The sequence below is a fragment of the Vibrio rotiferianus CAIM 577 = LMG 21460 genome (genome assembly GCF_002741985.1).
Classification (GTDB): Bacteria; Pseudomonadota; Gammaproteobacteria; order Enterobacterales; family Vibrionaceae; genus Vibrio; species Vibrio rotiferianus.
The window spans coordinates 280895-305545 of sequence record NZ_APHW01000104.1 but is presented as its reverse complement, the minus strand read 5'-3'; the positions used below and the strand labels follow the sequence as shown (position 1 = coordinate 305545).

Below are 24651 nucleotides of genomic sequence, written 5' to 3'. Positions count from 1 at the left end.
AGTTGCGCCAGTGGTCAGCGTTACGTCTTCTTAACCGCGCTTTATCATCACCCGGTTGATCTGGCGTAATGACCGCTTTGTCGTCTGAACCGGTGATCGTCACACCACGTCATGAGTGGTACCATCCGCAGACGTCACTGTCATGGTGCGAATAACCGGTTCGCTATCAGCATCTAACGCTTGCACGTCTGGGTGACTGTTGTTCAGCGTATACGTCCAGTTACCTTGCTCATCGATAGAGAAGGTACCCCAGTTGCCATCTTGAACGCCTGTTTGCGGTTGAAAGACAGCTTCACCTGCATCAGGGTCGTCCACGTTTAGGTTGCCGCCAGTGGTCAACGTTACGTCTTCTTGAACCGCGCCTTTGTCATCGCCCGGTTGATCTGGCGTGATGATCGCTTTGTCGTCTGAGCCCGTAATTGTCACAACCACGTCATGAGTCGTGCCATCCGCAGATGTTACTGTCATGGTACGAATAATCGGATCACTATCGGCGTCCAACGCTTGCACGTCTGGGTGGCCATTGTTCAGCTCATACGTCCAGTTACCTTGCTCATCGATAGAGAAAGTACCCCAGTTACCATCTTGAACGTCCGTTTGGGGTTGGAATACCGCTTCACCTGCATCAGGGTCATCCACGTTTAGGTTGCCACCTGTGGTAAGCATTACGTCTTCTCTTACTGCCCCCACGTCGTCACCATCAATTAACGCCGTGGAATTACTACTATCTATTTCAGTAGAACGATGCACGTCAGGCAAAACATTGGTATCGCTCTGCTCACTGTCTAAACCTGAAGTTTCAAAAAACGTACTTGCCAAAAGTTCAGCCCCTGAACGTTCAATCGTTCCGGAATTGGTTAAGCTAGAACTTAATTGCTCACCTGCAGCAGTAGCGTATTCTTCTCCTAATTCTGTAGGGTCATCACCTTGCGCAACGGCTTTAATGATTTCCTCAACTTCAGGAGATATATCTGAATTTGTATCACTGCGCTCTAATGAGGCATGCGCAGGTAGAGAATCACCATTCAACGTCTCCACGACAATCTCACCCGGAAGTAGGTTCTCCTTAGATTCAACCACTCTAATATGACCATCTTTACCGATTACAACATACTTATCCGTCGTTGAATTTGACTTTCCAACCAAAGTTATTACCCCATTTAACAGATGAAATAACCCCTCCCCTTGACTAAATCAGGCAATGAGAATTATTTCAGGCAGTGATACATTTAGTTAATAATTTATCATTATTTGTTCAATGTAAAACATGCACTTTTTCCCACAATAAGTTTCATGTTTTAAAGTGGTTTTATTTTGCCCCAGAAAGTCATATGTTATGCGGCTTATTTTTAGGGACTTTGTTCCAGCGATTACATTTTTTAAAATGATGGCTTAAATTAACCAAGCCAGATTTGATACAAACGTTTTCTTTAATATATCCGGTTCTTAAAGTTTCATTATTGAGACAGTAAATTAAAGATAATTAGCGTTGCGAATTATTTGGGGAGACTTCTTTTGAAGCTTAGTAGTATTAGTGTTGTTTGTTTTGGTTTGTTAATACCTCTTCATTCCAGTGCACAAACATTAGAGCAAGCCGTAGCGGTTACATTTGCAACCAACCCAGAGATCAAAAGTGCGTTCAATGAATATATGAGTAAACGCTACATCATTGATCAATCCACTGGTGCATACAAACCGACCATCGATTTAGACGCAGGTATCGGTTATGAGGGCATAGATCCAGCGAACTCCGCAGATAGAACCGACATGACCCGTAAAGAAGCTGCAATTACATTTAGCCAGTTGATTTGGGATGGTTCTAAAACTCTTTACGATATCGATCGCACATCAGCAGACGCTGAATCGGTACGTTATCAATTGCTTGCTGATGCTCAAAATATTGCCCTACAAGTTGCTAAAGCGTATCTGGATGTAATTAAGGCACAGCAGTTCATTACTCTTTCAGAAAGCAACTTAAATACGCACGAGCGTATTTATACTGATATCAAAAAACGCACAGAATCGGGAATAGGCTCAGTCGCCGATTTGACTCAAGTTGAAGGTCGCCTAGCAAAAGCTCACAGCAATTTACTAGCTGCACAAAATAACTACAAAGATGCGCAAACCACATTTATTCGATTAGTGGGTGAAAACCCTCAGGATCTGATCTTTCCACGCGCAGACCAAAACTTTATTCCCGACTCCTTGGATGAGGCCAAAAATCAGGCTTTTGAAAACCACCCAGTAATAAAGATAGCTTTAGCAGATGTCGACTCTGCGAGATTCCAGTACCAGCAAGCAGATGCGAACCACTATCCAGTAGTTTCCGTTGAAGCAGCACAAAACTGGCGTGATGATGCAGGAGGTATTGAAGGTAACAGTTCTGAAACCACTGCTATGCTTCGCGTCCGCTATAACCTATATAATGGCGGGAGAGATTCAGCAAACACTGATAGTATGGCCTACCAGCTCAACAAAGCGAAAGACCTACGTGAACGTGCCTACCGAAGTGTTGAGCAAGAGCTTAGTCTCTCATGGAGTGCTTTAGAATTGACTGGCAAGCAAAAAACCTTTCTAAGCCAACATGTTGATTCAATGTCAGACACCGTTGTTGCTTACCAAAAGCAGTACCGCATTGGTAAACGTACATTGCTTGATTTGCTCAATACTGAAAATGAGCTATTTGAATCCCGCAAAAACTACCTCGAAACGCAGTTCGATCAACAATACGCTAAATACCGAACTCTAACTTCTACAGGAAAACTTCTTGATGCATTGCGCGTCGATATTCCGCAAGAATGGACTCAGCCAGTAGAGTACTAAACACAATGAAAAACAATACCTTAATATTTCTAGCTCTATCAACAATGAGCCTAAATAGTGCATTTGCGACTGATAAGTTCGATTACATCCCTACTCCGGAGCACATTCAAGTCGCTGACCTTCATGACGTAGATAACGATGGCGTAATCAATGCTCGTGATCTATGTGCGAATACCCCTGTTGGTGCCGAAGTAGATAATGATGGCTGCGAAACCTACCTAAACAAAGAAGAACAGTATCAACTTAAGATTTTGTTTGCTAATGATTCAGACAGCATTAATCCAGTATTCCAACGTAAGATTACTGAATTAGCAGCATTCCTTAAGAAGTACCCTACGACTTCTATCGAAATACAGGGTTACGCAAGTAAAGTTGGTACCGCAGCTTACAACCTTGAGCTATCACGCCGCCGAGCAAGTAACGTACGCAACCTATTAATTAAGCAAGGCATTTCAGAGGAAAGGTTAACTATTGTTGGCTTTGGTGATACCCATTTAGCTAAATTGGGGACAGATGATGTCAGCCACGCTTTAAACCGTCGTGTAACCGCTACCGTCATTGGCCACAAAGGCATGGTTAAAGATGAGTGGACGATATTTACTACCTTTCCCAAGGTAGACTAACACCCCTGCCTCTGGCCAGTTTTCATCAATGGCTAGAGGCATCTCCTTTGTACTCAATAAAACAGATATCAGTACATTTTACTGACTTAAACTAGAGGTAATCACCACTATTCATTTAGAGAATTGAGCTCCGTACGAAATTAAGAACCATCTAATTAATATAGTTGTAACTTACTTTAGAAAATATTATTAACTTATTTAATTATAAAAAATAAAAGCTGTCAGATAAAAATAGTAGTAACATATTTCACTTAAACAAGTGATTGCACTTTTTCGAACGAGTTACAGTGAGAAGTCTTAGCTAATCCAAAACTAGTGGTTGGTTATTTTACATACTAAAGTCGAGTGTCGCATTCCTATCTATTTACAAACTATGGCGCTGCAAAATGACCGAAACATGCCTTCGCAGATTGAGTCAGTTATTAAATCATTATAATCATTCGCAATTGCATCAAGTAAGCTTAGATGAGTTAGAAACCGTATTCGCAACCTCTCGGCGTAATACTTCCAACGTTATAAAAATGCTACATGACTATGGTTGGATAAGCTGGACACCAGGTCGTGGCCGTGGAAAAGCTAGTACTCTCAAGGTTATGATTTCTATGCACCAAGCCCTGTATAGAACTATCCACCATGAAATTAGCACTGGTAACTTCGATGCTATCCCTAAATACCTAGAAACGTATAAAACGGTTGCAGCAAGTGCACTCAGCCAAGCAATGGCTGAAGCAGCACAAGAAAATCAGAACGCAAATTCTCTTATCATTAGCCAATACCCTTGGGTCAATGAACTCAATCCATCAGTGACATATCGCTTTTCAGAGCTCCAAGTCATACGAAGCATTTATGATACCCTATTCACTATTGATTCTAATGGTCAATTAAAACCCCACCTAGCCTGTGATTACCAAGCTGAAGGTAAGTATATCTATATTTGGCTTCGCCCAGATATCCTAAGCCACGATGGTCTCATACTCGAAGCTAAAGATGTCATCATTGCACTGGAGCAGTTAGTAACAACTGACGGTCCTGTAAAAAGGTTGTTTCAACAAGTCACCAAAATTAGCTTTGATGATATAAAACAAGCTATCTGCATCGAGCTTGTTCAGGAGAACCCCTTATTTATCTACTGCCTCGCTACCGCGAACGCATCTATCGCTTCCAGACGCCAAAAAGCCTTTAGTCATCAAAGAAGTGTGGCAATTGGTACAGGCCCATTTAAGCTAGAGTACTGGGAAGAAGATAAAATAGTGATGAAAAAGCACCATCATTACTTCGCTAAGAAAGCACTATTAGACCAAATTACCCTCTCCCATCAGGGAGAAGATCTCGATAAGCATCTTAGTTACAACCTAGACTCTGATGATAATGAAAGTTACACGATCCAAGCTTTTTCTTATTTGGCACATAACCGTCGTTCCAGCTGTTCAATTAGCGATCAAACGTGGCAACAGTTATTTACCTTTATAGAAAGTCGCCGATTTGAATTTGCTGCCAATAGTGACTTAGATGTAATGGAGATGCTTGGAGCGTCAGCACCAACGAGTGATGTGCCAAAGTTGACAGGCACTGTTGTGTTAGCGCACCCAAAATGGACCATCAAATACCTAGAAAAAATGAGCAATTGGCTAGTAGCTTTAATTCGTCAAACAGGGTTAAACGTAGAGTTCGTAGAATTATCTGATGCAAGTAAACCCCAGCTCGTAAAAGAAAGTGCAGATCTGCTGATGATTGAAGATCTCATTGAGCCGCCATTAGAATACGGTGCATACGAATGGTTGCTTACAGGCACTGGTATTCGTTTTATCTTTGACCCAGATGAGTTTGATCAACACTTTGATGCTGTACACACTGCTATCTCTCAAGGAGCACACAAAGGACGATTAGTAGAAGTACTGGCCACATTGAGGCATAGCGCTAGCATCTTGCCGCTATTTTGGGGCCAAGAACAAGTGACCTGTCAAAAAGGAGTGTCTGGCATACAAATACGTAAGTCTGGATACAGTGATTTCTATAAGCTAAGGATAAATTCCTGAGAAAGCTAACCGCTGATGCCCAAGTCATATTTCTGTTTTCTTGAGATATCACCACTCTCTTAAAAACACACAAAACGACGAGCGTGATACTGTTTAAATATCACGCTCGCAACGTCGAAGTGAAGATTGTATCTAAGCATTACAACGACCTTGAAGCCGTGGCATAGCATACCGCCTACTTACGAAAACCTAAGGCTCCCATATCGGCAATTGCAATGCCTCAGCTTGCTCTATGAGCATCATTCCGTCTTCAACCAAAAGATAGCGCTCAAAGATCAAGGACCAAACCGATAAAACGACTCTTTGGATGTACGCTTGCTTAGTTGGATAAAGCATTAGTAGTGTTTCGTCGTCATATTCTAAAAATGTCCCACCGTTAGCAAAGAATATCCCAGGCCCTCCGGCATAGTCATAATCAATACCGCCATAGATACCCAGTGGAGCACCCAGCATAGATGAGAATGGACTTTGCTTTGAACTAGGCATGTGAGGGAGGCGTATCCCGCCTTCGGCGAAGCCATCTCTATTCGAATCAGTGATGTAAACCTGGCCACCACTCCAACTCAATAGAGAGTCATCCCCTCTTAGATCCAAGAACGAAACGAATGTCTGAGGATCCGGCTTTGAAAAAAGCGTACGACTTTTCGGTGTTGGGACGTCATCTTTTACTTTCAAATATAGATTCCAAAACGCGGCTCTAACGGAAGGCGCAACAGAAATTGGGTTTTGCTTAAAGTTGAACCCTAACCCACCAAACAACACTTCAAATGGCAAAAACTGCTTATCAATATGAGCCAGACCAGCGTACTCATAAACACTTAAGCTCGACGTTGAGTTTCTTAACTTGCCATCTCCGCGAGCAAGTTCTGTTTCACTTTGTGTATTATAAGCGACCGTCGGGACATGCTTATTAGGCACTTTTGCACAAGAAGTATATCGCCAAGGAAACACATCATTAATTAAATGACGACAAATGCCACCAGCGACACCAAGGAACAAGCCATCAAAGGCGGGATTTTCTATGCTCCCATTGAGCTCTTCCGTTAGCATGGTCGCTAGCAACTTACCAGTTTGCGACCAACCGAAACCAATCGTTTGTTTTATTTCGCAGTCAGTTTCGAGCTGCAACATGGAAACGACCTCATTCGTTTTTAAAAAATGAGCAAACTGTCGCAAGATGCTATAACCATCCGTCCCCTTGACGATCGTTCCACTCGTCTGGTCTACCACGTTTTTATCCCAAATAACGCTCGCATAAATAAAACTATTTTCACCTCTCCCCGAAATGAAGTTTTCTCCGAGTATTATTTGTCCAATATTTAACGTGATGTAACCAAGTGGTGTGGGTGGGAATTCAAAAAGCACGCTGTTCACAACATCAACAATCGCAACCTGATTACAGCTTTGCTTCGGAATCATTAAAGAGACAGGGACACTAAACGGTGAGCTTGTTTGGCTAGGCTCTTCAACCTCCCCCGCAAACATAGCGGAAATCACATAATACGGTTTATTCCCAACGTCTTGTTCTTGTATATCCACATCATTTAGCGTCGAAGCATGCGCCATGGATTGAATCATTAATAACAATCCAATAGCGATGTTCCTAAAAGTAAGTCGTCGCATACCAATCCTCCATCGAAGTAGATTTACTTTCGTTGACGTATCTATATTTTTATTTTTAACAACAAGATACGCCCAACCACCTCGGGATTGTGCTTATTACTCGGGATACCACCTTTATGCCTGACATCTCTAATGATAGCTTGTTTCTGCAACAGCCATGCGAGTTCTGAAGCCACGAAACAATGTGGCTTCAGTGCCCATATCGACCAACTACTTCTCACACACGATTTTTTAGACCTCTACCCCTGCTTCATCTTCTTCTACGATATCCGTTTCTGGGCTCGCCTCTTCCAACCATTGCTGTAAAGATTCACTTGCTAGTACCTTCTGTTGGTAGGCTTTGGCACCTTCCGATAACTCGATACCGTAAGTTTGGAAACGTAATGCCACCGGAGCATACATGGCATCGGCGATAGACCATTCTCCAAATAACCAACCGTCTGGATGCAGCTTGGTTTGCTCTGCCCAGATAGCATCAATACGCGCAATATCCTTACGCGCACCATCCGTTAAATCGACTTTTCTGCGCGCGCGGATGTTCATTGGTAGTTCGTTTCTTAAATCAAAGAAACCCGAATGCATTTCTGATGCAATAGCGCGTGCTTTAGCTCGTTCTGCGGAGTTGCTTGGCCACGCTTTACCTTGTAAGTATTGCTCGTTAACGTATTCCAAAATCGCTAATGAATCCCACACTGTTGCATCGCCATCCACCAAGGTCGGTACTTTCGCCGTTGGTGTAATACCTTCCAAGGTCTTGTAAAAATCTTCCGTGAACAACTTCAGCTTGGTGACTTCCACATTCAATTTGAATTGAGAAAAGATCAGCCATGCACGCAGTGACCAGCTTGAGTAGTTTTGGTTAGCAATAAACAGTTTCATGACGCCTCCATGCGGTTCGTGTTTTGAGTACCCATTCACAATATCTGATTGTGTTTAAGGGGACTAACGGATAGTTTTGATGGAACACTTCAACAAAAACGATGGATGAGTTTTAGATATGGATATCGATGCGTTACGCAGCTTTCTTGCTTTTGTAGAAACGGGAAGTTTCACTCGTGCAGCCAAGCAGATCAATCGCACCCAATCAGCGTTTAGTGCACAAATGCGTAAGCTGGAAGACGAGCTCAGCGTCAGTTTGTTTGAAAAAGAAGGCCGTAACCTCGTACTGAGTGAAGCGGGATTGGCACTACGCTCTCATGCAGAGCAACTAGTCAGCTTACACAATCAAGCGCTGAAACAAGTGAAACGTTATGAAAACAAGCGCCCTCTTCGCTTAGGTTGCCCTGAAGATTACAACGACAATATCCTGCCTAAAGTCATCCGCGTATTGCAGCAATCTGAACCCACATGTTCTATTCAAGTCTTCAGTGAGCCAAGCATCACCTTGAGAGAAAAACTTGATGAAGGAAAGCTAGACGCGGCGATTGTGACAAGAGCGCCAGACAGTGAAGAAGGTTACTGGCTAGCAAGTGACAAAGGCGTGTGGATTGCTCATCCTGATTTTGATATCAAGAACGCCCAAACTCTCCCTCTCGCCCTATTCCAAACCGACTGCAAATACCATGCGGCAGCGGTAGACGGGTTAACCAAACGTGGTACTCCTTATCAACTACTGGCATGTTGCAATACGGCTTCTGCACAACGAGCGATTGTACGTTCAGGAATGGCAGTCGGCGCCATGGGAAGTATTAGCGTTAGTGAGGATCTTAAGATCTTAGACGATATGCCATCGCTGCCTTCCGTGGATATTGTGCTGGTAACGGGCGTTGAGCCTCATCCAATACTGGATAAAGAATGCTTGGCGCAACTGGTTGAATTAATGGCTTAACAGGATTCTCTAGCCAATCACAAAGTTAAATTCGCCCGTTAACCGTCCGTCGATTCGCATGGTTTCAAACTGCAGATAATCACGAGCTTTGCCACCCCACCATTCATCACCAGTATTGCCTTTTAAGTACAACTGAGTGGTCAGAAGTTCTTGATTACCTCGCCACAACTTAACGTGAATGTGCGGTGGGCGAGAAGCATAAGGTACAGGGTACAAGGTCTGAAACAAGTAGCGACCATCCGATTGGGTTTCTGCCGCGCCAAAGCCTGCAAAGTGAGCATCAAACTTATCGTTATTTGGCTGCTTGGGATGATCGTAAATACCCTGCCCATCGCATTGCCAGATTTCTACTTTGATGCCAGAGACAGGGTTTCCTGTTGTATCCAATACTTTCCCTTGCAATATGAGGGGCTCCCCGATTAATCCTTGAGTCTGAATAACTAAATTTGATCGAAGAGGAATCCGAACAACCGGATAAAATGGACCTTCTGCTTGTTCAGGAGTTGGTTGCATTGGCGTTTTCGCTTTTAAACTGGGTGCAAAGATCAGGGTCCAAAGCGCCAAAAAGTGTCGTCGTTCCATCGTGTCACCAATTCAAATACACTGAGTTAAGTTTGGTGAAACTTGAGCGATTTGCCACGACCAATATAAAAAAAGGTTCATCGCGGCTTTCCGGGGAAAGCCGCTTTTATCTTTAAGAAGAAGTAATCGGTGTCTCGATAGCCATATCCCATCCGCTTGATTAACTTTATCTTGTTATTTATCCCTTCAAGCGTACAGGTATTCAGCGGGTAGTTTGCTGAAGCAGTAATCCCATGAAGATATGGACGGAGCTTTCGAGCGAACTCTTTGAGCGGCTTAATTCCACTCTCATTCACTTGCTCCCACCATACCTGCCATAGGTTTTTAGCCTGAAGTTCAGACTCACAACGCCACAGTTCCTTTAATTGCGCACCCAGTAAGTAGGTTGTCATCAAGTCCCGATTCATATTCAATATTTCAGTGAGGTAGCTTTCCTGTTGTGTATTTAAATTATCCTTATTTTTCAATAATACCCAGCGCGAACGCTTGACCCATTGCCTTGCTTTTTTATCCTGCCTTAATTTATTGGCTTGGTCGACTCTGACTCTATCCATCACTTCGCGACCGAACTTAGCAACAACATGGAACAAGTCGTAAACGATACGGGCATTTGGGCAATGCTCTTGGACTTCAAGGTCAAAAGCTGTATTCATATCCATTGCTACTGCTTCGATATTTTTTCCGTGCTCACCTAATTGTTCAAAGAACGGTCGAATATCCTTGTGGCTACGACCTAGTCCTATCCAGATAACCTGATGACTTTTCGCATCAGCAATGACTGTTGCATAGCGGTGTCCTTTAAAAATAGCAAACTCGTCCATGACGAGTTGCCTTAATTCACCCCATTTAACTTGCGGTACTACCTGTTGAAGCCGACGTTTATCTATCTCTTTGATTGTGTGCCAATGAACGCCTGTCACTTGGGCTATATGTTTAATTGGTAGCAGGGGCAACAACTGCTCTATATAGCCTCGTAGGCGGTTAGTGATACGAGCATAAGGTTCCAACCAAGATAGTCGTTCTGTTTTAATGCCGCAGTGGCTGCACTTGATGCGCCGGGTTTGAACGGACAGTTCAACGGGAACTCCTAGCAGTGTGGCTTCCTTCACGTTACGCCATTGATACTCATGTACGGCTTGAGCTTTAAGCCCACAAGGACACTTAGCGATAGAGTTAGGTTTGAGAGTGAGCTTTATTAATGACGCAGTCTGATGAGACTTTACTATATGAAAGCCTTCCCAGAATGAAGATAGGAAAGTATGATTCGACATGAAAACGGTAGTTTGTGTTGGTTTTGTTTGGCGATAAAACTCTATCACTTACTACCGTTTTTGTTTTCAGTTCCCGCTTATCCGCGATGAACCTAAAAAAAGCCCCTGCGAGAGAATCATCCACAGAGGCGAAGTGAAATCAAATTTATAAGGACAGTCTTATGCAGCTTCGAACGCTAACGCTTTCTTCTCTACCTGACGGAATATCAGTGTAAGGATACCATTCACACCTAAATAGAACGCTCCTGCAATACCAAATACTGTCAACGTATCGTAGGTTTGTGCATTAATACGCTGCGCATAACCCATCAAATCCATAATCGTTATGGTACTAGCCAGTGACGTGCCTTTGAACACCAAAATCACTTCGTTCGAGTAAGCTGGAACAGCACGACGAATGGCGTATGGCAGCAGCACTTTCAGCGTTGCAGTTTTGTTCATACCCAGAGCACGACACGCTTGCCATTGACCGGAAGGAATCGCGTTAAACGCTCCTTTGAACAACTGAGTGCTGTACGCCGCAGTATTAAGCGCTAACGCTAACATCGCGCAAAACCAAGGTTGGCTTAACCATGTCCAGAATACACTTTCTCTTACTGCATCAAACTGACCCGGACCGTAATACACCAAGAAGATCTGCACCAACAAAGGCGTACCAGTGAACAAGGTGATGATGCCACGACTTACCCAATGCAAACCCGGAGTACGTAGGATCAGAGTCAGCGTCATCATCAGAGCTAAGAGACAACCCACAACCAAGGAAGCGGCGGTTAATTGAAGGCTAGTGCCTAAGCCATCCAGCATTTGCCAAACGTGTTGTTCGTTCATGCGGTAGCCTCCTGTCCCATACTCATACCTTGAATTGAGAACTTCTTATCAATCAGTTTTACAGCACGTTGAGTAATGAGTGTAATGACTAAATAAATTGCTGCAGCTGTTGCGTACCAAGTGAAAGCCTCGTGCGTAGCTGCTGATGTTAGCTGCGCTTGTTTCAGCAAATCCGTTACACCGATCAGTGATACAAGTGCGGTATCTTTCAGCAGAACCAACCATTGGTTAGTTAAGCCTGGTAGTGCGTGTCTTACAGCTTGAGGCAAAACAATGCGAACAAAAGCGTGTGTTTGACTGATGCCGAGTGCACTTGCTGCCTCTCTTTGCCCTCTTCCGACAGCTTTCAACGCACCACGTAAGGTTTGAGAAGCGTAGGAAGCGAAGATCAATGACAACGCAACCACGCCAGACAAGAACGGGCTAACCTCTATAAAGTCTCCGGTGATTAAAAACAGAACCTGCGTCGAACCAAAATAGATGAACAACACGACAAGGATTTCTGGCAAGCCACGTACAATCGTCACAAACGCCGTCATTGGCCATTTAACGAAAACGCGGCGAGACATTTCACCACTGGCGAATACCACTGCCAGAATCAAACCGACTAATAGGCTTGTGAAGGCTAGCTGGACAGTCATCCAACTAGCTTGAACAAGCGATAAAGAGTAACCCGTTAGTGCCATATTACTTACCGAAGTACTTGTTGTAGATTACGTCGTATTCGCCGTTTGCTTTCACTGTTTTCAGTGCTGTGTTCAGCTTGTTCACTAGCTCGTCGTTACCTTTGTTTACTGCGATACCGAAACCGTTACCGAAGTATTTAGGGTTAGTGACGTGCTCACCCACGTAAGCTAGGTTGTCTTCTTTCTTGAACCATTCTGCTACGACTGCTGTGTCACCGAATACAGAATCAATACGACCATTTTTCATATCGATGAACGCGTCTTGGTAGCTTGAGTAAGGAACCGCGGTTACGCCCGGCATTTGCTCAATCAGGTAACTTTGGTGTGTTGAACCGTTTTGAACACCAACACGCTTACCTTCTAGTGCTTTTTGATCAGCCACTTTTTCTTTGATAGAAACAAACGCTGCTGAGTTGTCGTAGTAAGGGTCAGAAAAGTTCACTTGCTCCAAACGTGCATCAGTAATATCCATTGCAGAGATAGCCGCATCATAACGCTTGAATTTTAATGCAGGGATCAGGCTGTCAAAAGACTGGTTGTGGAAGGTACATTTTGCTTCCATTTCTTTACATAGTGCGTTCGCCAGATCCACATCAAAACCTTGGATTTGGTTGTTTTCATCCATGTATTCGAACGGTGCGTAAGTCGCTTCCATCGCAAATTTGATCTCTTCTTGTGCTGCTGCGTTCGCTGAGACAAGGCCGATTAGTGAAGCTAGTAGAATCTTTTTCATTGCAATACTCCGTGTGTACTTAGTGGGCTGACACTCGCAATGACAGCCGAGCTTATCTGTTAAATAGACTGAACTTTAAAAACGTAATTTAGTGATTTAGGTAATCAGCAAACTGAGTGGTTTGCGGGTTAACAAACGCGTCATGCGTGCCATGCTCCACAATATGTCCTCTCTCGAGGTACAGAACGTGACTAGCAATCTTTTTAGCAAAATCGACTTCGTGAGTAACAACGACTTGAGTGATGCCGGTTTCGCTTAAATCGTTAATGATCTTAACCACTTGATTTGTAATCTCAGGGTCGAGCGCTGCGGTAGGCTCATCAAAAAGCAAGACTTCTGGTTTCATCATCAGTGCTCGAGCAATCGCCACACGTTGCTGTTGACCACCAGAAAGTTGCATCGGCCATGCATCCGCTTTGTCTGCCAAATGCAGCGTCGCCAGAATTTGCATTGCCTGCTTCTTCGCTTCTTCTTTATCCATGCCAGAGACTTTTACCGGAGCCTCAATCAGGTTCTCCATCACTGTCATGTGCGGCCATAGGTTGTACTGTTGGAACACCATGCCCACTTTACGACGAAGCGCTAAACCTTGCTTCTCTTTGATTTCAGTTGAAAAGTCGAATGCGTCATCAGCGATGTTTAACTGGCCATTATCCGCACCTTCAAGAAGGTTAAGAACACGTAGTAGAGAGCTCTTCCCTGCACCACTTGGACCGAGTAACACCAGCGTTTCACCGCTTTCACAATTAAAACTGACATCGTGTAGAACTTGGGTATCGCCGTAAGACTTATTGATACTTTTAACTTGAATACTCATGCTGCCATACTGCATTAATTGTCACTTGGGATTTATACTACCAAGACAGAGATTTTATGCAATAAAAATGTATAAAAATTTAGATTGTTAATTTTTTGTATAAGAAACAACCAACACTGCAGAGTATCTCACTGGTGTAATCAGTGGGGTTTTAACGGTATTTGTTGATCAAAAAAGCCAGCGACTAAGCTGGCTTATCAGTCCAATGGAAACTCTATTTAGTCTAATCCACCAATGCTGATTGAAAGTGTTGCCTGGAAAGGGAGCAACTGATTTTCATCGCTGTTTATGTCGCTTGCTACATCTATGTTTTCAGTTTTCGAAGAGACTTCAGTATATAGACGCGGCATTCCTTCAAGCCAACTCTTCACAAAGTTAGATTCGAAGTTCAAGTCATACATGCCTGCAATCTGTTTCAACAATTGGTTCATACGAATCACAACACGCTCATTGTTCACGTCAGAGCTTTGATAACTAAAGTTGAAGTTATTTATGAGACAATACCTGCTCTCAAAAATAATCAAATCGCCATCCGGAAAAACGTAATAATAACGTTCAACTTGTTCATCGGTTTTAATATCTTTGAAACTCACAGTTATCGGCTCAACATAATTTTTTACTGAGAAGTCACTCCACCTTTTATCGCATGCAAGAGTGTAACTGGAGAATATTATCGTCAAAAAAAAGAAGGCATAGAGTCGAATCATGAGAAGTACACCTCTAGTTTTTTGGAGTTTGGAACAATTTCTATATGCCAACACTGGTTTGACTTTCTCGTTTCATCAATAAAGCGGTTTATGTAACCATCTTGCTGCAAAACACGGAGAGACTCTGTCAACTTTTCGGCATGAAAGGTGCTCGTATTGACTGCTCTGGTCGAGTTCAATCCAATGTCGATTACGTTGTACTTTTTGTACTGTTCAATAGTTGCACAGTGCTTCGAGACAAATTGACCTTTATGAGACAATTCTTCTATTTTTTCCACCATCATTCCAATAACTTCTGCCTTCGCCTTGGATCGGTTTCTTTCATAAACATCAAGGACAAGGTCACCATTTTTCCCATATAATTGCTTTTGTCTTTTCAGGCTTATCTCCGCATTTCTATACATTATTGAAGCTTGTTCGACGGGAAACCGGAAAGTACTGGTAACAACAGCATTCCTTAGCCCGGCTCTAGCAAGAGCTAACTTAATAATTTTGATAGCATAATTACTTACAATCCTCTTCTCTGAATTAAGAGAAGCTTTATATGTCACCTTGAAGCGTGAAAGATCTATTCGAGATTTTGTTTGAGAAGGAGTTGGCTTCGTCCCTAGGTACCGAGCTTTGTTAATTCTGTCTTTTTCTTCACTAGAATAATACATTGTCAATTCTCTAAAGGTTCTGCCGTTTGGATCAACTCTTCCGTCGGGCTTCCATTTAGGCATGATCTTCCTTTGATAGGAAACTATTGCGCTTTTTGTTTTCTTACCGCATTTTCCGTCCACTTCCAAGCTCACTTCAGAGGACGCAGAATTCAACAGTATTTGCACAAGCTCTACATCCTTTTTATTGTTGATCCCATCAACACCAACTGAATTAATTAGTTTCATCGTATTTCCTGAAAAGTTATTTAATTCAGTCTATTAAAAGACATCATCATTGAAAAAAATGACAGCAAACTCTTCGGCTTACTTCCTTTAAAAATGAACGTCCATGTAATTTATAATTCTCTTATTCTCATACCGTTCTAAATCAATGAGCGCCTCTCATTCTGAGAAAAAATCGCAAAGAGCATTTCCTCAATTATTCAAGGCTCAACATTGAGACAAGCAGGACTCATTTTGTATAAATCTGATTTTCTTAGCGTATTCGTCTTATAAAGAATTCATCAAAAAATAGAACGCAAGCTATGATCAAAGATCAAACCGTAAACAGGCATGTCCCATCTGACTGGACTCTAGCCACAACACACGATGGCAGCGTAAAAACCTATGTCTGAAAGATAGCTTCCCTGCCGTCAATATCAAAGGAGTGCTACCAAATTCCCCTCTGCGACTGCGCGAGCAAACGTAATGTCTTTGTTGGGATACTCTTCCTGCATCCGCTCGAAATAAGCGATAAATGGCTCCACCAACGGATTGTGCTGAATGTAGTCATCCCCCACGTACAGCTCGACCGCTTTTCTCAGCTTTCCTCGATATGCTATCTCATAGAAGGCAATGGCATTGCGCTTATTCTCCTCTATAGCGATTTGCATGGTGCTCATTTGATTCTCCTTCGTCATGCAAACAACCTGTCATTAGCGTAGTTGAGCGTCATGATCCTACTTTATTCTTAAACGAAAAGAGGCAGCATTCAGCTACCTCTTTTTCTATTTTCAGTGATTCCGATTTGGTTGCGCTACACTAACTCGCCCGCGCCTTGTACCGAGCGTTCACTGTTCTCAACAAGGAAGACTGTGGCAGTTTGTTTAAGTGCTTCCCATTCTGCGTCTTCAACAAAGATACCCTCTTCCCACGACGTTTTCTGCGCACGATTCAGTTTATCTCCATCAATATGAATTGCGTAACCTTGTGAACTTGCTTCGATATCAAAATCCGTTACGGCAAGCTCTATCGTCATACTGTGATAATCGGTACTGTTGTCTTCAATTTGATCGGAAAAGAAGACTTCTGGTGCAATGTGACCTCGATTTAACACATATAAGGTGCGTTTGGGGCTGGTACCATTCACCCATTGGGCACGACAGGCTATCCCCTTGGCAGACAATCGAGCTAACTCACTAAATGCTAGCCAACGGTTGTGGCATTGTTTCAGTGTGATGGTAACGCTCTTACTGCTGACCATTTTCTCAAGCGCAAAATCCAACACTGCAGGTAAATGACAGGCGATACTACCATTGTGTAACTCAACTTCGATATGAGAGTCGGTGTTACTCGTAATGCTGACCGCACAATCTGAATCTAAGTTGAGAAACAGACTGGCGTTGTTGAAGTGACGCACGCCGTGCAAACCCACCATTTGCAGATCCGCAACCATATTGGCAATCACATCAGCTTCACCGCAATGACGGCGCATACCAAGAAAAGCTTTGTTTACTGCTGCTACCAGCTCGTTATGCGAGACGATCATAATGCAAAACCTCCACTGATTTTTTGATTGTCGCTTTGCGCGATTTCTTCACGCTCTGGCATGGTTGGGAAAATCCACGTATCGCTGAAACGCGGGTCCTGAATCTCATCAAGCAATGGTGCGCCTTGGAAGAAGGTCACGCGCACCCATCGGTCTGAACGCGGATCAAACTTAGTCGCACCAAAGATTGCTAACTTACAGCGTAGTAGATGCATCGGCAGTGCGTCTTCACGTAGCACGTTCATCTGGATATCGCCCATTTCTCGATTGCCGAGCGTCCATACACGACGAGTGATTGCACGATACTGTGGATGCTGCAGTAAGAACTCCGCCAACGATGTTTCTGGCTGGCACGTTTGCAGCGCATGGTAGAGGCGGTTCACTTGTCGCCCTATATCGAGTGGCAACTCACGTTCTTCACCGATTTCTTCCCCACGAATGCCTAGCCTCGGTTCTTCTTTGTCTTGCGAGCGATACCAGAACCAATAGTTGTTCTCTGGTAACGTGTAGTCAGCATCGATTGACCAACGGTATTTGCTCTCTAGTATTTGCAAAACATCTTGAACGCTTTTTCCACCAGGAATAGAGAGTGACTCATCGGTGTTCATTTGGTTTTCAAATTCATCAACCAAAGACGGGTAAAGCTCGATCAAACATGAAGTTAGGATTTCTTGGGCTTCCAAACTCATGGTTGTGGTTTGTTTGATCAAGCTTGCCCAATTCGAGTGCTCTGCCATCAAAGCATTTAAGTTAATTTGTAGCGCTTGGAGATCAGCAATCGCTTGATGATTAAGCTGATCTTGATGTTCATTGATTGTTATCACTTGCTCTAAGTGTCGCTGTGCTTTTTTTAGCAGGGCTTTTAACGGCAGCTCTAACTCGGTAGGTTCACATGGCATGGCAAGCACATTGGCAATAGCACGCTCACGTGATGTCATCCATTGGTCGACAATACATGGATGGTTGATTAAATATGGCGCCATACCCAAGCCAGTTGCATTCCCTACACCGAGATAACGCTGCAGACCTTTGTGAAGTGCAACTGCATTATCTCCGCCTTTTATCGCAGCAAGGTAATGAACCCAATCTAAACTGAATTCACGCAGCATATAAACGGCACACATCTGTGCACTGAACGACTGGTTGAAATCAGGGTTGTTCTCCAGCAGTTTAAAATCGGCAATACCAAATTTACCGTTACCATAAACGGCGGTGGTTCTTAGGATGTAACCCACTTCTGCCAGTTCCGAAGGCTCTGGCTGCTCACCTTTAGAAAGAGCATTCACGATGTGTTCAAACACACGAACACTCTTATTCGCACGAGCAAGAACAAGCACGTTGTTTGGATTGCGCCCCGCTTCTTGCAAAGGCACATTAGCTCTTAGCTGTTCTAAAAGCTCGACATGGACATCCCCTTTCACAAGAGCAAAGGTGACATCCCACTTCTCGGCGATAACGCGATCATTGCGCTCTTCATCAGCAATTTCATCGCAAAAAACAACCAAGTGATAAACGTGTTCCGGCGTCACTAATTTGTAAATTACATGACCAAAACCGCGTGGACACAATTGCCACTCATGCTTGCTCACTCGCCATTCCTGACTCGCCATTTTTCGGATCAAGCTTCGTACAAAGCTGATTCGATTTTGGTGCATAGCCCCTAGCCTATCTGGTGCCATCACAATTGCAGCGTTGCGAAGTGTTGTTTCAGTGTAAGTAGAACGATGTGCATCCATTTTGCTCACCACCTATTTTTTATTGTAAGAATAAGGGCTTGTGCGGGTGTGGGGAGGATTCACCCACACAAGCGCCACGTTATTGGGTTTGATCTTTTTGTTATTACCGTAGTTATAGCCCTTGCTCCTTCGCCATCTTCATAGCGATCTGCGGTGCATTCCAAAGTGACGGTAACAGTATTAATGACACTGGAACGGCCGTAATCACGATGAAGGATTGCAGGGCTGATATACCACCAGAGCCAAGAGAGATGAGAATCAACGCCGTGATACCCATAGCCACGCCCCAGAAAGTACGAATAATCGCATTCGGTTCTGTCTCACCACTGATCACCACACTGATGGTGTACGTCATTGAGTCACCGGTGGTAACGATGAAGATGGTGGTCAAAATCAAGAACAAGATGGAAACCAACATTGGCATCGGCAGTTGTTGAGTCACTGCGAGTAACGCGCCCGGTAAGTTGAAGCCTTCAAATGCTGCGCTCACACTGCCCGGATTGGCAATTTCAAACGCTAGGCCAGAGCCACCAACAATGGTGAACCAAAAACACGTGGTAAGCGGAGCAACGATGCTTATCGTCGAGATGATTTGACGAATACTGCGACCACGAGAGATACGTGCAATGAAGATTGCCATCATCGGTCCGTAGCCCAAGAACCAGCCCCAAAAGAATACTGTCCACCAGCTCAACCAACCTTCATCACCACGGTAGGTTGCCATTGGGATGAAGTTATCCAACATGCTGCCCACGCCTTGAATGTAACCATTGAAGATAAAATCTGTCGGGCCAAAGAGAAGGATGTAAGCCATCAATACCAGCGCAAGAATCACGTTGTAGCGACTCAGCATTTGCATGCCGCGGTTTAAGCCACTTAAAGCAGATACGGTGTACAACATAATCGCAAATAAGATGATGATCAACTGTGTAGTAAAGCCATCTGGGATATCAAACAGCGCATTTAACGCGTAGCTAACCTGTAAACCTAGGAAGCCAATCGGTCCAATCGTCCCTGCCGCTACAGCGATGATGCAACATGCGTCAATCAATGCCCCTGTCTGACCTTTTAGCGCTCGCTCACCCAACACTGGATAAAGCAAGATTCGAGGTTTTAACGGCAGGCCTTTATCGTAGTGTAAATGCATGACCACGATAGACGTTAAGCTGCCAACAATCGCCCACGCTAGAAAACCCCAGTGCATGAAAGATTGCGATAGTGCGTTCACTGCACCCTGCTGTGGATTGTCTTGCGGACCATACAAAGGTGGAGGACTCACGTAGTGCGCGATAGGCTCTGCCGCCGCCCAAAATACGCCGCCGCCAGCTAAAAGCGTACAGAAGATGATTGCCATCCAACGAAACCCGTCCATTTCTGGCTTCGTTGTTCCGCCTAAAATCACCTTGCCTGTTCGCCCTGCAGCCAAGCCAAGACCAATAAGAAAAGTGAGAAGAAGCAGTATCTGCCAGTACGGGCCGAAGACTTTGACTGACCACGCAAATCCCGTATTAACTAACGTTGATAACAACTCTCCATCGTAAAGCGCGATAGCGACGAATAAGGCAATAAAGCCACCGCTATACCAAAGTGCCGGGTTACTTAACCCTAACTTATCCGGTGAATTTTCCGTTGCTGAAGTGTCGTTGTGTTTTGCTTGGTGCTTCTTTGATGACACGCTCATCGTTGAAGCTTTCATGCTATTGGTTAGATCAGACATACTCTGACTCCAGAGGTTTATTGCAGCTGCCATAACGGCTACAAAAAGTGACTTTAACACTCGCCTTGTTATTATTTTTTGAGCGAGCTATTCCATGTTTATTTGGGTTACGACCTAGCTCGCCTCCAGCCCTTCTTTAAGGAAGTTAAACCAGTTCTCACCCAGGATTTTTCCTGCCTCGGATTCACTGAATCCATGACGCATCAAGCCGTTGTAAATGTTCTCCATCCCTTTACTGCCACTAAACCAAGGCAACGCATCAGGCCAACCAGCGTTGTTTGCTGAGCCTTCGCCATAATCCATTGCTTTCGACCAACGACCGTTGCGCATCCACTCAAGCACTTGCTGTGGTTGGTTTAAACAAAGGTCACTGCCGATGCCTAAATGATCCACACCGAACAGGTCAGCTGTTTTCGCGACCATTTGGCAGAAATCCTCTAGCGTGCATTGGCTTCCGTTTGGAAGATGGAATGGGTAAAGACTAAAGCCAATCAAGCCGCCACGTTCGGTGAGCGCTTTAATGACCTTGTTCGATTTGTTGCGCAGAGCATCATGAGCAAACGTTGGGTTCGCGTGACTAATACAAATGGGACGTGAAGAAAGGTCAATTGCTTCCAACGTTGAGCGCTCAGCGCTGTGGGACATATCGATGATCATCCCGACACGGTTCATCTCTTCGATGACTTGTTTACCAAAACGCGTGACACCAGAGTCGTTCTGCTCATAGCACCCTGTCGCCAGCAAGCTTTGGTTGTTATAGGTCAGCTGCATAATCAGCAAACCTTGACGACGCATGACTTCTATTAAGCCGATTTCATCGTCAATTGGGGAACAATTCTGCGCACCAAAAAAGACGCCAACCTTACCCTCGGCCTTAGCTGTCTCAACGTCAGCCATCGAGTAAATAGGCATAATCAGGTCTGCATTTTGTTCGAATCTCAGGTTCCATTCGGCAAAGCGAGTTAAGGTCTCGCGTGCATTTTCGTGATAAACGATCGTTGCATGCACAGCCGTAATACCGCTCGCCTTCAGCGTTTGGAAGTATTCTCGATCCCAATTGCAGTACTGCAATCCGTCAATCACAATCCGTTGTTGGTACATAACCACTCCTTAAACGTTAATGAGCCTTTAAGGTTGGGCAGCGGAATCCTCGGCTGCCCTATTTCACTTAGTAAGGACGTTGATAAGCGGTTTTCACCACGGTGTAGAACTCTTTCGCATACTGACCTTGCTCGCGTGGACCAAAGCTTGACTCTTTTCGGCCACCAAACGGCACATGATAATCCGTCCCTGCGGTTGGTAGGTTGACCATGACACAACCAGTTTGAGCTTGTTGTTTGAAGATGGCGCTATTACGGAGGCTTTGCGTGATGATGCCGCCCGTCAAGCCAAAGCGAGTATCGTTTGCTACTGCAATGGCTTCATCCAAGTCTGAAACTCGAATCACGCTCGCCATCGGCGCAAACACTTCTTCTTGATTCACTTCCCAACTGTTTTGTGTATTAAGGAAAAGGGTCGGCGACATGTAGAAACCGTCATGTTCTAAGTTCAAGCGCTCGCCACCAAATGCTAACTCAGCACCACTTTGACGTGCCTTCTCGATCCAATCGAAGTTAGCTTCCAATTGGTTACCATCCACCACTGGCCCCATGAAGATGCCTTCTTCTAATGCGTGGCCGACTTTAAGCTCACTCATACGTTTGATCAGAGCTTCAACGTACGCATCGTGAATACCATCCATCACCACTAAACGAGATGAAGCCGTACACTTCTGACCTGCGCCAGAGAAAGAGCCTGCAATCGTCGCTTCAACAGCGATTTGAATATCGGCATCATCGGCAACCACAAGTGCGTTCTTACTGCCCATTTCTAACTGACAGCGAACGAAGTTTGGCGCTGTCGCTGCTGCAACTTTACGACCCGTATCAACAGATCCAGTAAAGCTCACTCCGTTTACGTCTTTCGAGTTGATAAGCGTGTTACCTACTTGCGAGCCACTGCCCAACACAAGGTTGAACGTGCCTGCTGGTAAGCCTTGTCGATGGATAATTTCAGTCAATGCAACCGCACTTGCTGGCGTTAGGTTAGCGGGCTTCCACACGACGCTATTACCAAACGCAAGCGCTGGCGCGATTTTCCATGCAGCCGTAGCGGTTGGGAAGTTCCAAGGGGAAATGATGGCGATAACGCCAACAGCTTCACGAGTGACCTCAACGGAAACGCCTGGACGGACAGAAGCTGCGTTATCACCAATTTGACGCAGCACTTCCGCTGCGAAATATTGGAAGAATTGGCCAGCACGGTAGATTTCACCGCGACCTTCAGCAAAAGGTTTACCCTCTTCACGTGAAAGCAGCGTACCAAGCTCATCACAACGAGCGATCAACTCATCACCAATTGCCTGCAAAACCGCTTGTTTGCGCTCAATCGGTGTTTTTTCCCATTCTGGCTGCGCAATTTTCGCGGCCTGAATCGCTTGTTCGACTTGGCCTTCACTCGCCTGAGCAAAATCGCCTAAGTTCTCACTGATATCTGAAGGGTTAATGTTCGCAACCGTATTAATGCCAGACTGCCATTCGCCTGCAATGTAGAGAGATTTCTCTGCTTGAACACTATTAATAAAAGTCATTGCTCTGTCCTTATTCTTCCTGACGTCTGGTGATCGCCACCAGCTCACTAATCTCACTGACAAAGCCCGGTAATGAGGCTTTGATTATTATTCTTTACTCTGGCTGACTCGCCGATGCGTACACCACAAACTCCACCAGCATCTCCTCACGCGCTAGCCCTGCCACAACCATAGCGGCGCGATTAGGGTAAGGCGCGTCAAAATACTCAGCGTAGACTTGGTTAACCGTTTTTAAGTACTCACGGTCCGTCACATAAATCAGCACCTGCAAAACAGAATCTAAAGACTCCCCTGCACACTCCAACGTGTGAACGAGATTATTAAAGGTTTGACGAGTCTGGGCTTCGATACCGCCTTCCACGACAGCACCTGTATCATCAATCGGGATTTGTGCGGTGTATAACGTGCCATTGTTAACAATTGCCCATTCCAGCGGCGCTTTAGAGGCAAACAATGCGGTTTTGACTGGGTATTTTTTCGTAGAAGTATTCACGTGCCTTTCAACCTTTGTAACAACCTTGTTTCAAGATGGTTAAATACTGCACATTGACAGACGATAAATCGAACGGTAAATTTTTTACATTTGATAAGAAAAATCTATCACCTTATTAAAACTAAGGTAAATAAAGGGATTGCAGAGGTTTCGCCATGAGTATCAAGCTTCAACAATTAAAGCATTTTGTGATGGTGGTCGAGGAAGGTGGTTTTCGAGCTGCTTCACATCGAGCAAATCGTTCTCAAGCAGCACTGTCGACATCCATAAAAGAACTCGAAAAGATACTTGGTCAGAGCCTATTTGAGCCTGGAAACAAATCCAAACTCACTCCTTTCGGTGAGATCTGCCTGCCTAAGATCATTCAGTTTCTCAACATCTATAACGCACTGGATAATGACTTGAAAGCCGCCGCTGCAGGGCAACAAGGCCGGGTACGCATCGCCAGCGTTCCTTCTGTTGCTGCCAAGCTGATTCCCAGTGTGCTCGGCGCATTCTGTGAACGATACCCGAATGTAGAAGTCAGCCTAATTGATGATAACGCCGCTGGCGTGGAAGCGCGTTTGTTATCAGGCGAAGTGGATTTAGCGTTGGGCAACCCATCACACTTGGACGAAGGCGGTATCGAGTTTACCCCGTTAATCTCTGACCCCATTGGTGTGGTGTGTTTGAAAGACAACCCTATCGCTCAGCATCCGGAAGGTATTGAGTGGCAGACCTTATTAGAACAGCCCTTTATTCGAAACGGGACGTGTACCCTACTCGATCCGACGCCTGCACGCGCGCTAAGTGAACAAGCTTTGTATTCCGTGGAGAATATTACGTCTTTGTTTTCAGTCCTTGAGCTTGGTATTGGTGTTACCACCTTGCCAAAATTAGCGTTCCCGACCAACGAAACTCGACTGGTTTGGATTCCTCTGATCGATCCACCTTTGGAAAGACAGGTTGGCATCTTTACTCTGACCGATAGAACCATTTCCCCTCAGGCAAAAGCATTTCATGATTTGTGCATTCACTACTTGAACTACCAAGAAGAAGCAGAAACCGCATAAGCATAACTCACAACTAAAAAAGCCCCTGACACGTTAAGCATCAGGGGCTTTTTAAAAT

The 24651-nt window shown here is 44.5% G+C and carries 22 protein-coding genes and 1 pseudogene; 5 read left to right on the top strand and 18 right to left on the bottom strand.

The features are described from left to right. Positions 1–99 precede the first annotated feature (99 nt). On the bottom strand, positions 100–1146 hold the full coding sequence (locus B853_RS21080) for a VCBS domain-containing protein (protein WP_249027431.1): 1047 nt from the start codon (positions 1144–1146) through the stop codon (positions 100–102). A 369-nt stretch (positions 1147–1515) separates the two neighbouring features. Between B853_RS21080 and B853_RS21075 the strand changes: the two genes are divergently transcribed. The 3 genes from B853_RS21075 (at position 1516) to B853_RS21065 (ending at position 5482) form a co-directional block, all read left to right on the top strand. Continuing rightward, positions 1516–2823, top strand: a complete 1308-nt coding sequence (locus tag B853_RS21075) for a TolC family outer membrane protein (protein ID WP_038887760.1) — start codon at positions 1516–1518, stop codon at positions 2821–2823. 5 nt (positions 2824–2828) lie between these two features. Next, the gene (locus tag B853_RS21070; protein WP_038887758.1) at positions 2829–3446 is read left to right on the top strand and encodes an OmpA family protein; all 618 of its coding nucleotides are present in this window, start codon (positions 2829–2831) and stop codon (positions 3444–3446) included. A gap of 386 nt (positions 3447–3832) precedes the next feature. Continuing rightward, positions 3833–5482, top strand: coding sequence for an ABC transporter substrate-binding protein (locus B853_RS21065; RefSeq protein ID WP_038888068.1), 1650 nt, complete (start codon positions 3833–3835; stop codon positions 5480–5482). A gap of 189 nt (positions 5483–5671) precedes the next feature. Here the strand turns inward: B853_RS21065 and B853_RS21060 are convergent, their stop codons facing one another. Then, positions 5672–7060, bottom strand: a complete 1389-nt coding sequence (locus B853_RS21060) for an alpha/beta hydrolase domain-containing protein (RefSeq protein WP_128827002.1) — start codon at positions 7058–7060, stop codon at positions 5672–5674. 276 nt (positions 7061–7336) lie between these two features. After that, positions 7337–7984: a glutathione S-transferase family protein gene (locus tag B853_RS21055; protein ID WP_038888071.1), complete on the bottom strand. Its 648-nt coding sequence runs from the start codon at positions 7982–7984 to the stop codon at positions 7337–7339. A 118-nt stretch (positions 7985–8102) separates the two neighbouring features. On the opposite strand from B853_RS21055, the gene B853_RS21050 reads away from it, so the two are divergent. Next, a complete protein-coding gene (locus B853_RS21050; RefSeq protein WP_038888073.1) occupies positions 8103–8933 on the top strand; it encodes a LysR family transcriptional regulator in 831 nt (276 codons plus the stop codon). A gap of 9 nt (positions 8934–8942) precedes the next feature. On the opposite strand, the gene B853_RS21045 is transcribed toward B853_RS21050, so the two are convergent. The 15 genes and pseudogenes from B853_RS21045 to B853_RS20975 form a co-directional block, all read right to left on the bottom strand. Beyond that, positions 8943–9515, bottom strand: coding sequence for a dioxygenase family protein (locus B853_RS21045; protein WP_038888075.1), 573 nt, complete (start codon positions 9513–9515; stop codon positions 8943–8945). A 77-nt stretch (positions 9516–9592) separates the two neighbouring features. Then, positions 9593–10786 carry an ISL3 family transposase gene (locus B853_RS21040; RefSeq protein ID WP_128827001.1) on the bottom strand — a complete coding sequence of 398 codons (1194 nt, stop codon included), beginning with the start codon at positions 10784–10786 and terminating at the stop codon, positions 9593–9595. A 159-nt stretch (positions 10787–10945) separates the two neighbouring features. Further along, positions 10946–11614 carry an arginine ABC transporter permease ArtM gene (gene artM, locus B853_RS21035; protein WP_038886078.1) on the bottom strand — a complete coding sequence of 223 codons (669 nt, stop codon included), beginning with the start codon at positions 11612–11614 and terminating at the stop codon, positions 10946–10948. Then, positions 11611–12300 carry an arginine ABC transporter permease ArtQ gene (gene artQ, locus B853_RS21030; RefSeq protein WP_038886077.1) on the bottom strand — a complete coding sequence of 230 codons (690 nt, stop codon included), beginning with the start codon at positions 12298–12300 and terminating at the stop codon, positions 11611–11613. Before artQ ends, artM begins: the two co-directional genes overlap by 4 nt. A gap of 1 nt (position 12301) precedes the next feature. Continuing rightward, entirely contained in the window at positions 12302–13033 is a 732-nt protein-coding gene (locus B853_RS21025) for an arginine ABC transporter substrate-binding protein (protein ID WP_005443853.1), read from the bottom strand. 88 nt (positions 13034–13121) lie between these two features. Continuing rightward, the gene (gene artP, locus B853_RS21020) at positions 13122–13850 is read right to left on the bottom strand and encodes an arginine ABC transporter ATP-binding protein ArtP (protein WP_010451570.1); all 729 of its coding nucleotides are present in this window, start codon (positions 13848–13850) and stop codon (positions 13122–13124) included. A 218-nt stretch (positions 13851–14068) separates the two neighbouring features. Continuing rightward, positions 14069–14557, bottom strand: a complete 489-nt coding sequence (locus B853_RS21015; RefSeq protein ID WP_038886076.1) for a hypothetical protein — start codon at positions 14555–14557, stop codon at positions 14069–14071. Continuing rightward, positions 14554–15444 (bottom strand): peptidoglycan-binding domain-containing protein, encoded by an 891-nt coding sequence (locus B853_RS21010; RefSeq protein WP_038886075.1) that lies wholly within the window; start codon positions 15442–15444, stop codon positions 14554–14556. Before B853_RS21010 ends, B853_RS21015 begins: the two co-directional genes overlap by 4 nt. A gap of 419 nt (positions 15445–15863) precedes the next feature. Then, positions 15864–16100: pseudogene (locus tag B853_RS21005) on the bottom strand (nuclear transport factor 2 family protein); the annotation flags it as partial. 134 nt (positions 16101–16234) lie between these two features. Further along, positions 16235–16966, bottom strand: a complete 732-nt coding sequence (locus tag B853_RS21000; protein WP_038886073.1) for a DUF3726 domain-containing protein — start codon at positions 16964–16966, stop codon at positions 16235–16237. Then, positions 16963–18702 (bottom strand): hypothetical protein, encoded by a 1740-nt coding sequence (locus tag B853_RS20995; RefSeq protein WP_038886072.1) that lies wholly within the window; start codon positions 18700–18702, stop codon positions 16963–16965. Before B853_RS20995 ends, B853_RS21000 begins: the two co-directional genes overlap by 4 nt. Positions 18703–18814: 112 nt before the next feature. After that, positions 18815–20383, bottom strand: coding sequence for a BCCT family transporter (locus tag B853_RS20990; protein ID WP_428843300.1), 1569 nt, complete (start codon positions 20381–20383; stop codon positions 18815–18817). 150 nt (positions 20384–20533) lie between these two features. After that, positions 20534–21520 carry a membrane dipeptidase gene (locus B853_RS20985; protein ID WP_038886334.1) on the bottom strand — a complete coding sequence of 329 codons (987 nt, stop codon included), beginning with the start codon at positions 21518–21520 and terminating at the stop codon, positions 20534–20536. 67 nt (positions 21521–21587) lie between these two features. After that, positions 21588–23048, bottom strand: a complete 1461-nt coding sequence (locus tag B853_RS20980) for an aldehyde dehydrogenase family protein (protein ID WP_038886336.1) — start codon at positions 23046–23048, stop codon at positions 21588–21590. Between the two features lie 94 nt (positions 23049–23142). Further along, positions 23143–23541 (bottom strand): RidA family protein, encoded by a 399-nt coding sequence (locus tag B853_RS20975; RefSeq protein ID WP_009696349.1) that lies wholly within the window; start codon positions 23539–23541, stop codon positions 23143–23145. Between the two features lie 155 nt (positions 23542–23696). Here B853_RS20975 and B853_RS20970 point away from each other — a divergent pair, with 155 nt between their 5' ends. After that, positions 23697–24593 carry a LysR family transcriptional regulator gene (locus B853_RS20970; RefSeq protein ID WP_038886338.1) on the top strand — a complete coding sequence of 299 codons (897 nt, stop codon included), beginning with the start codon at positions 23697–23699 and terminating at the stop codon, positions 24591–24593. Positions 24594–24651: the final 58 nt, after the last annotated feature.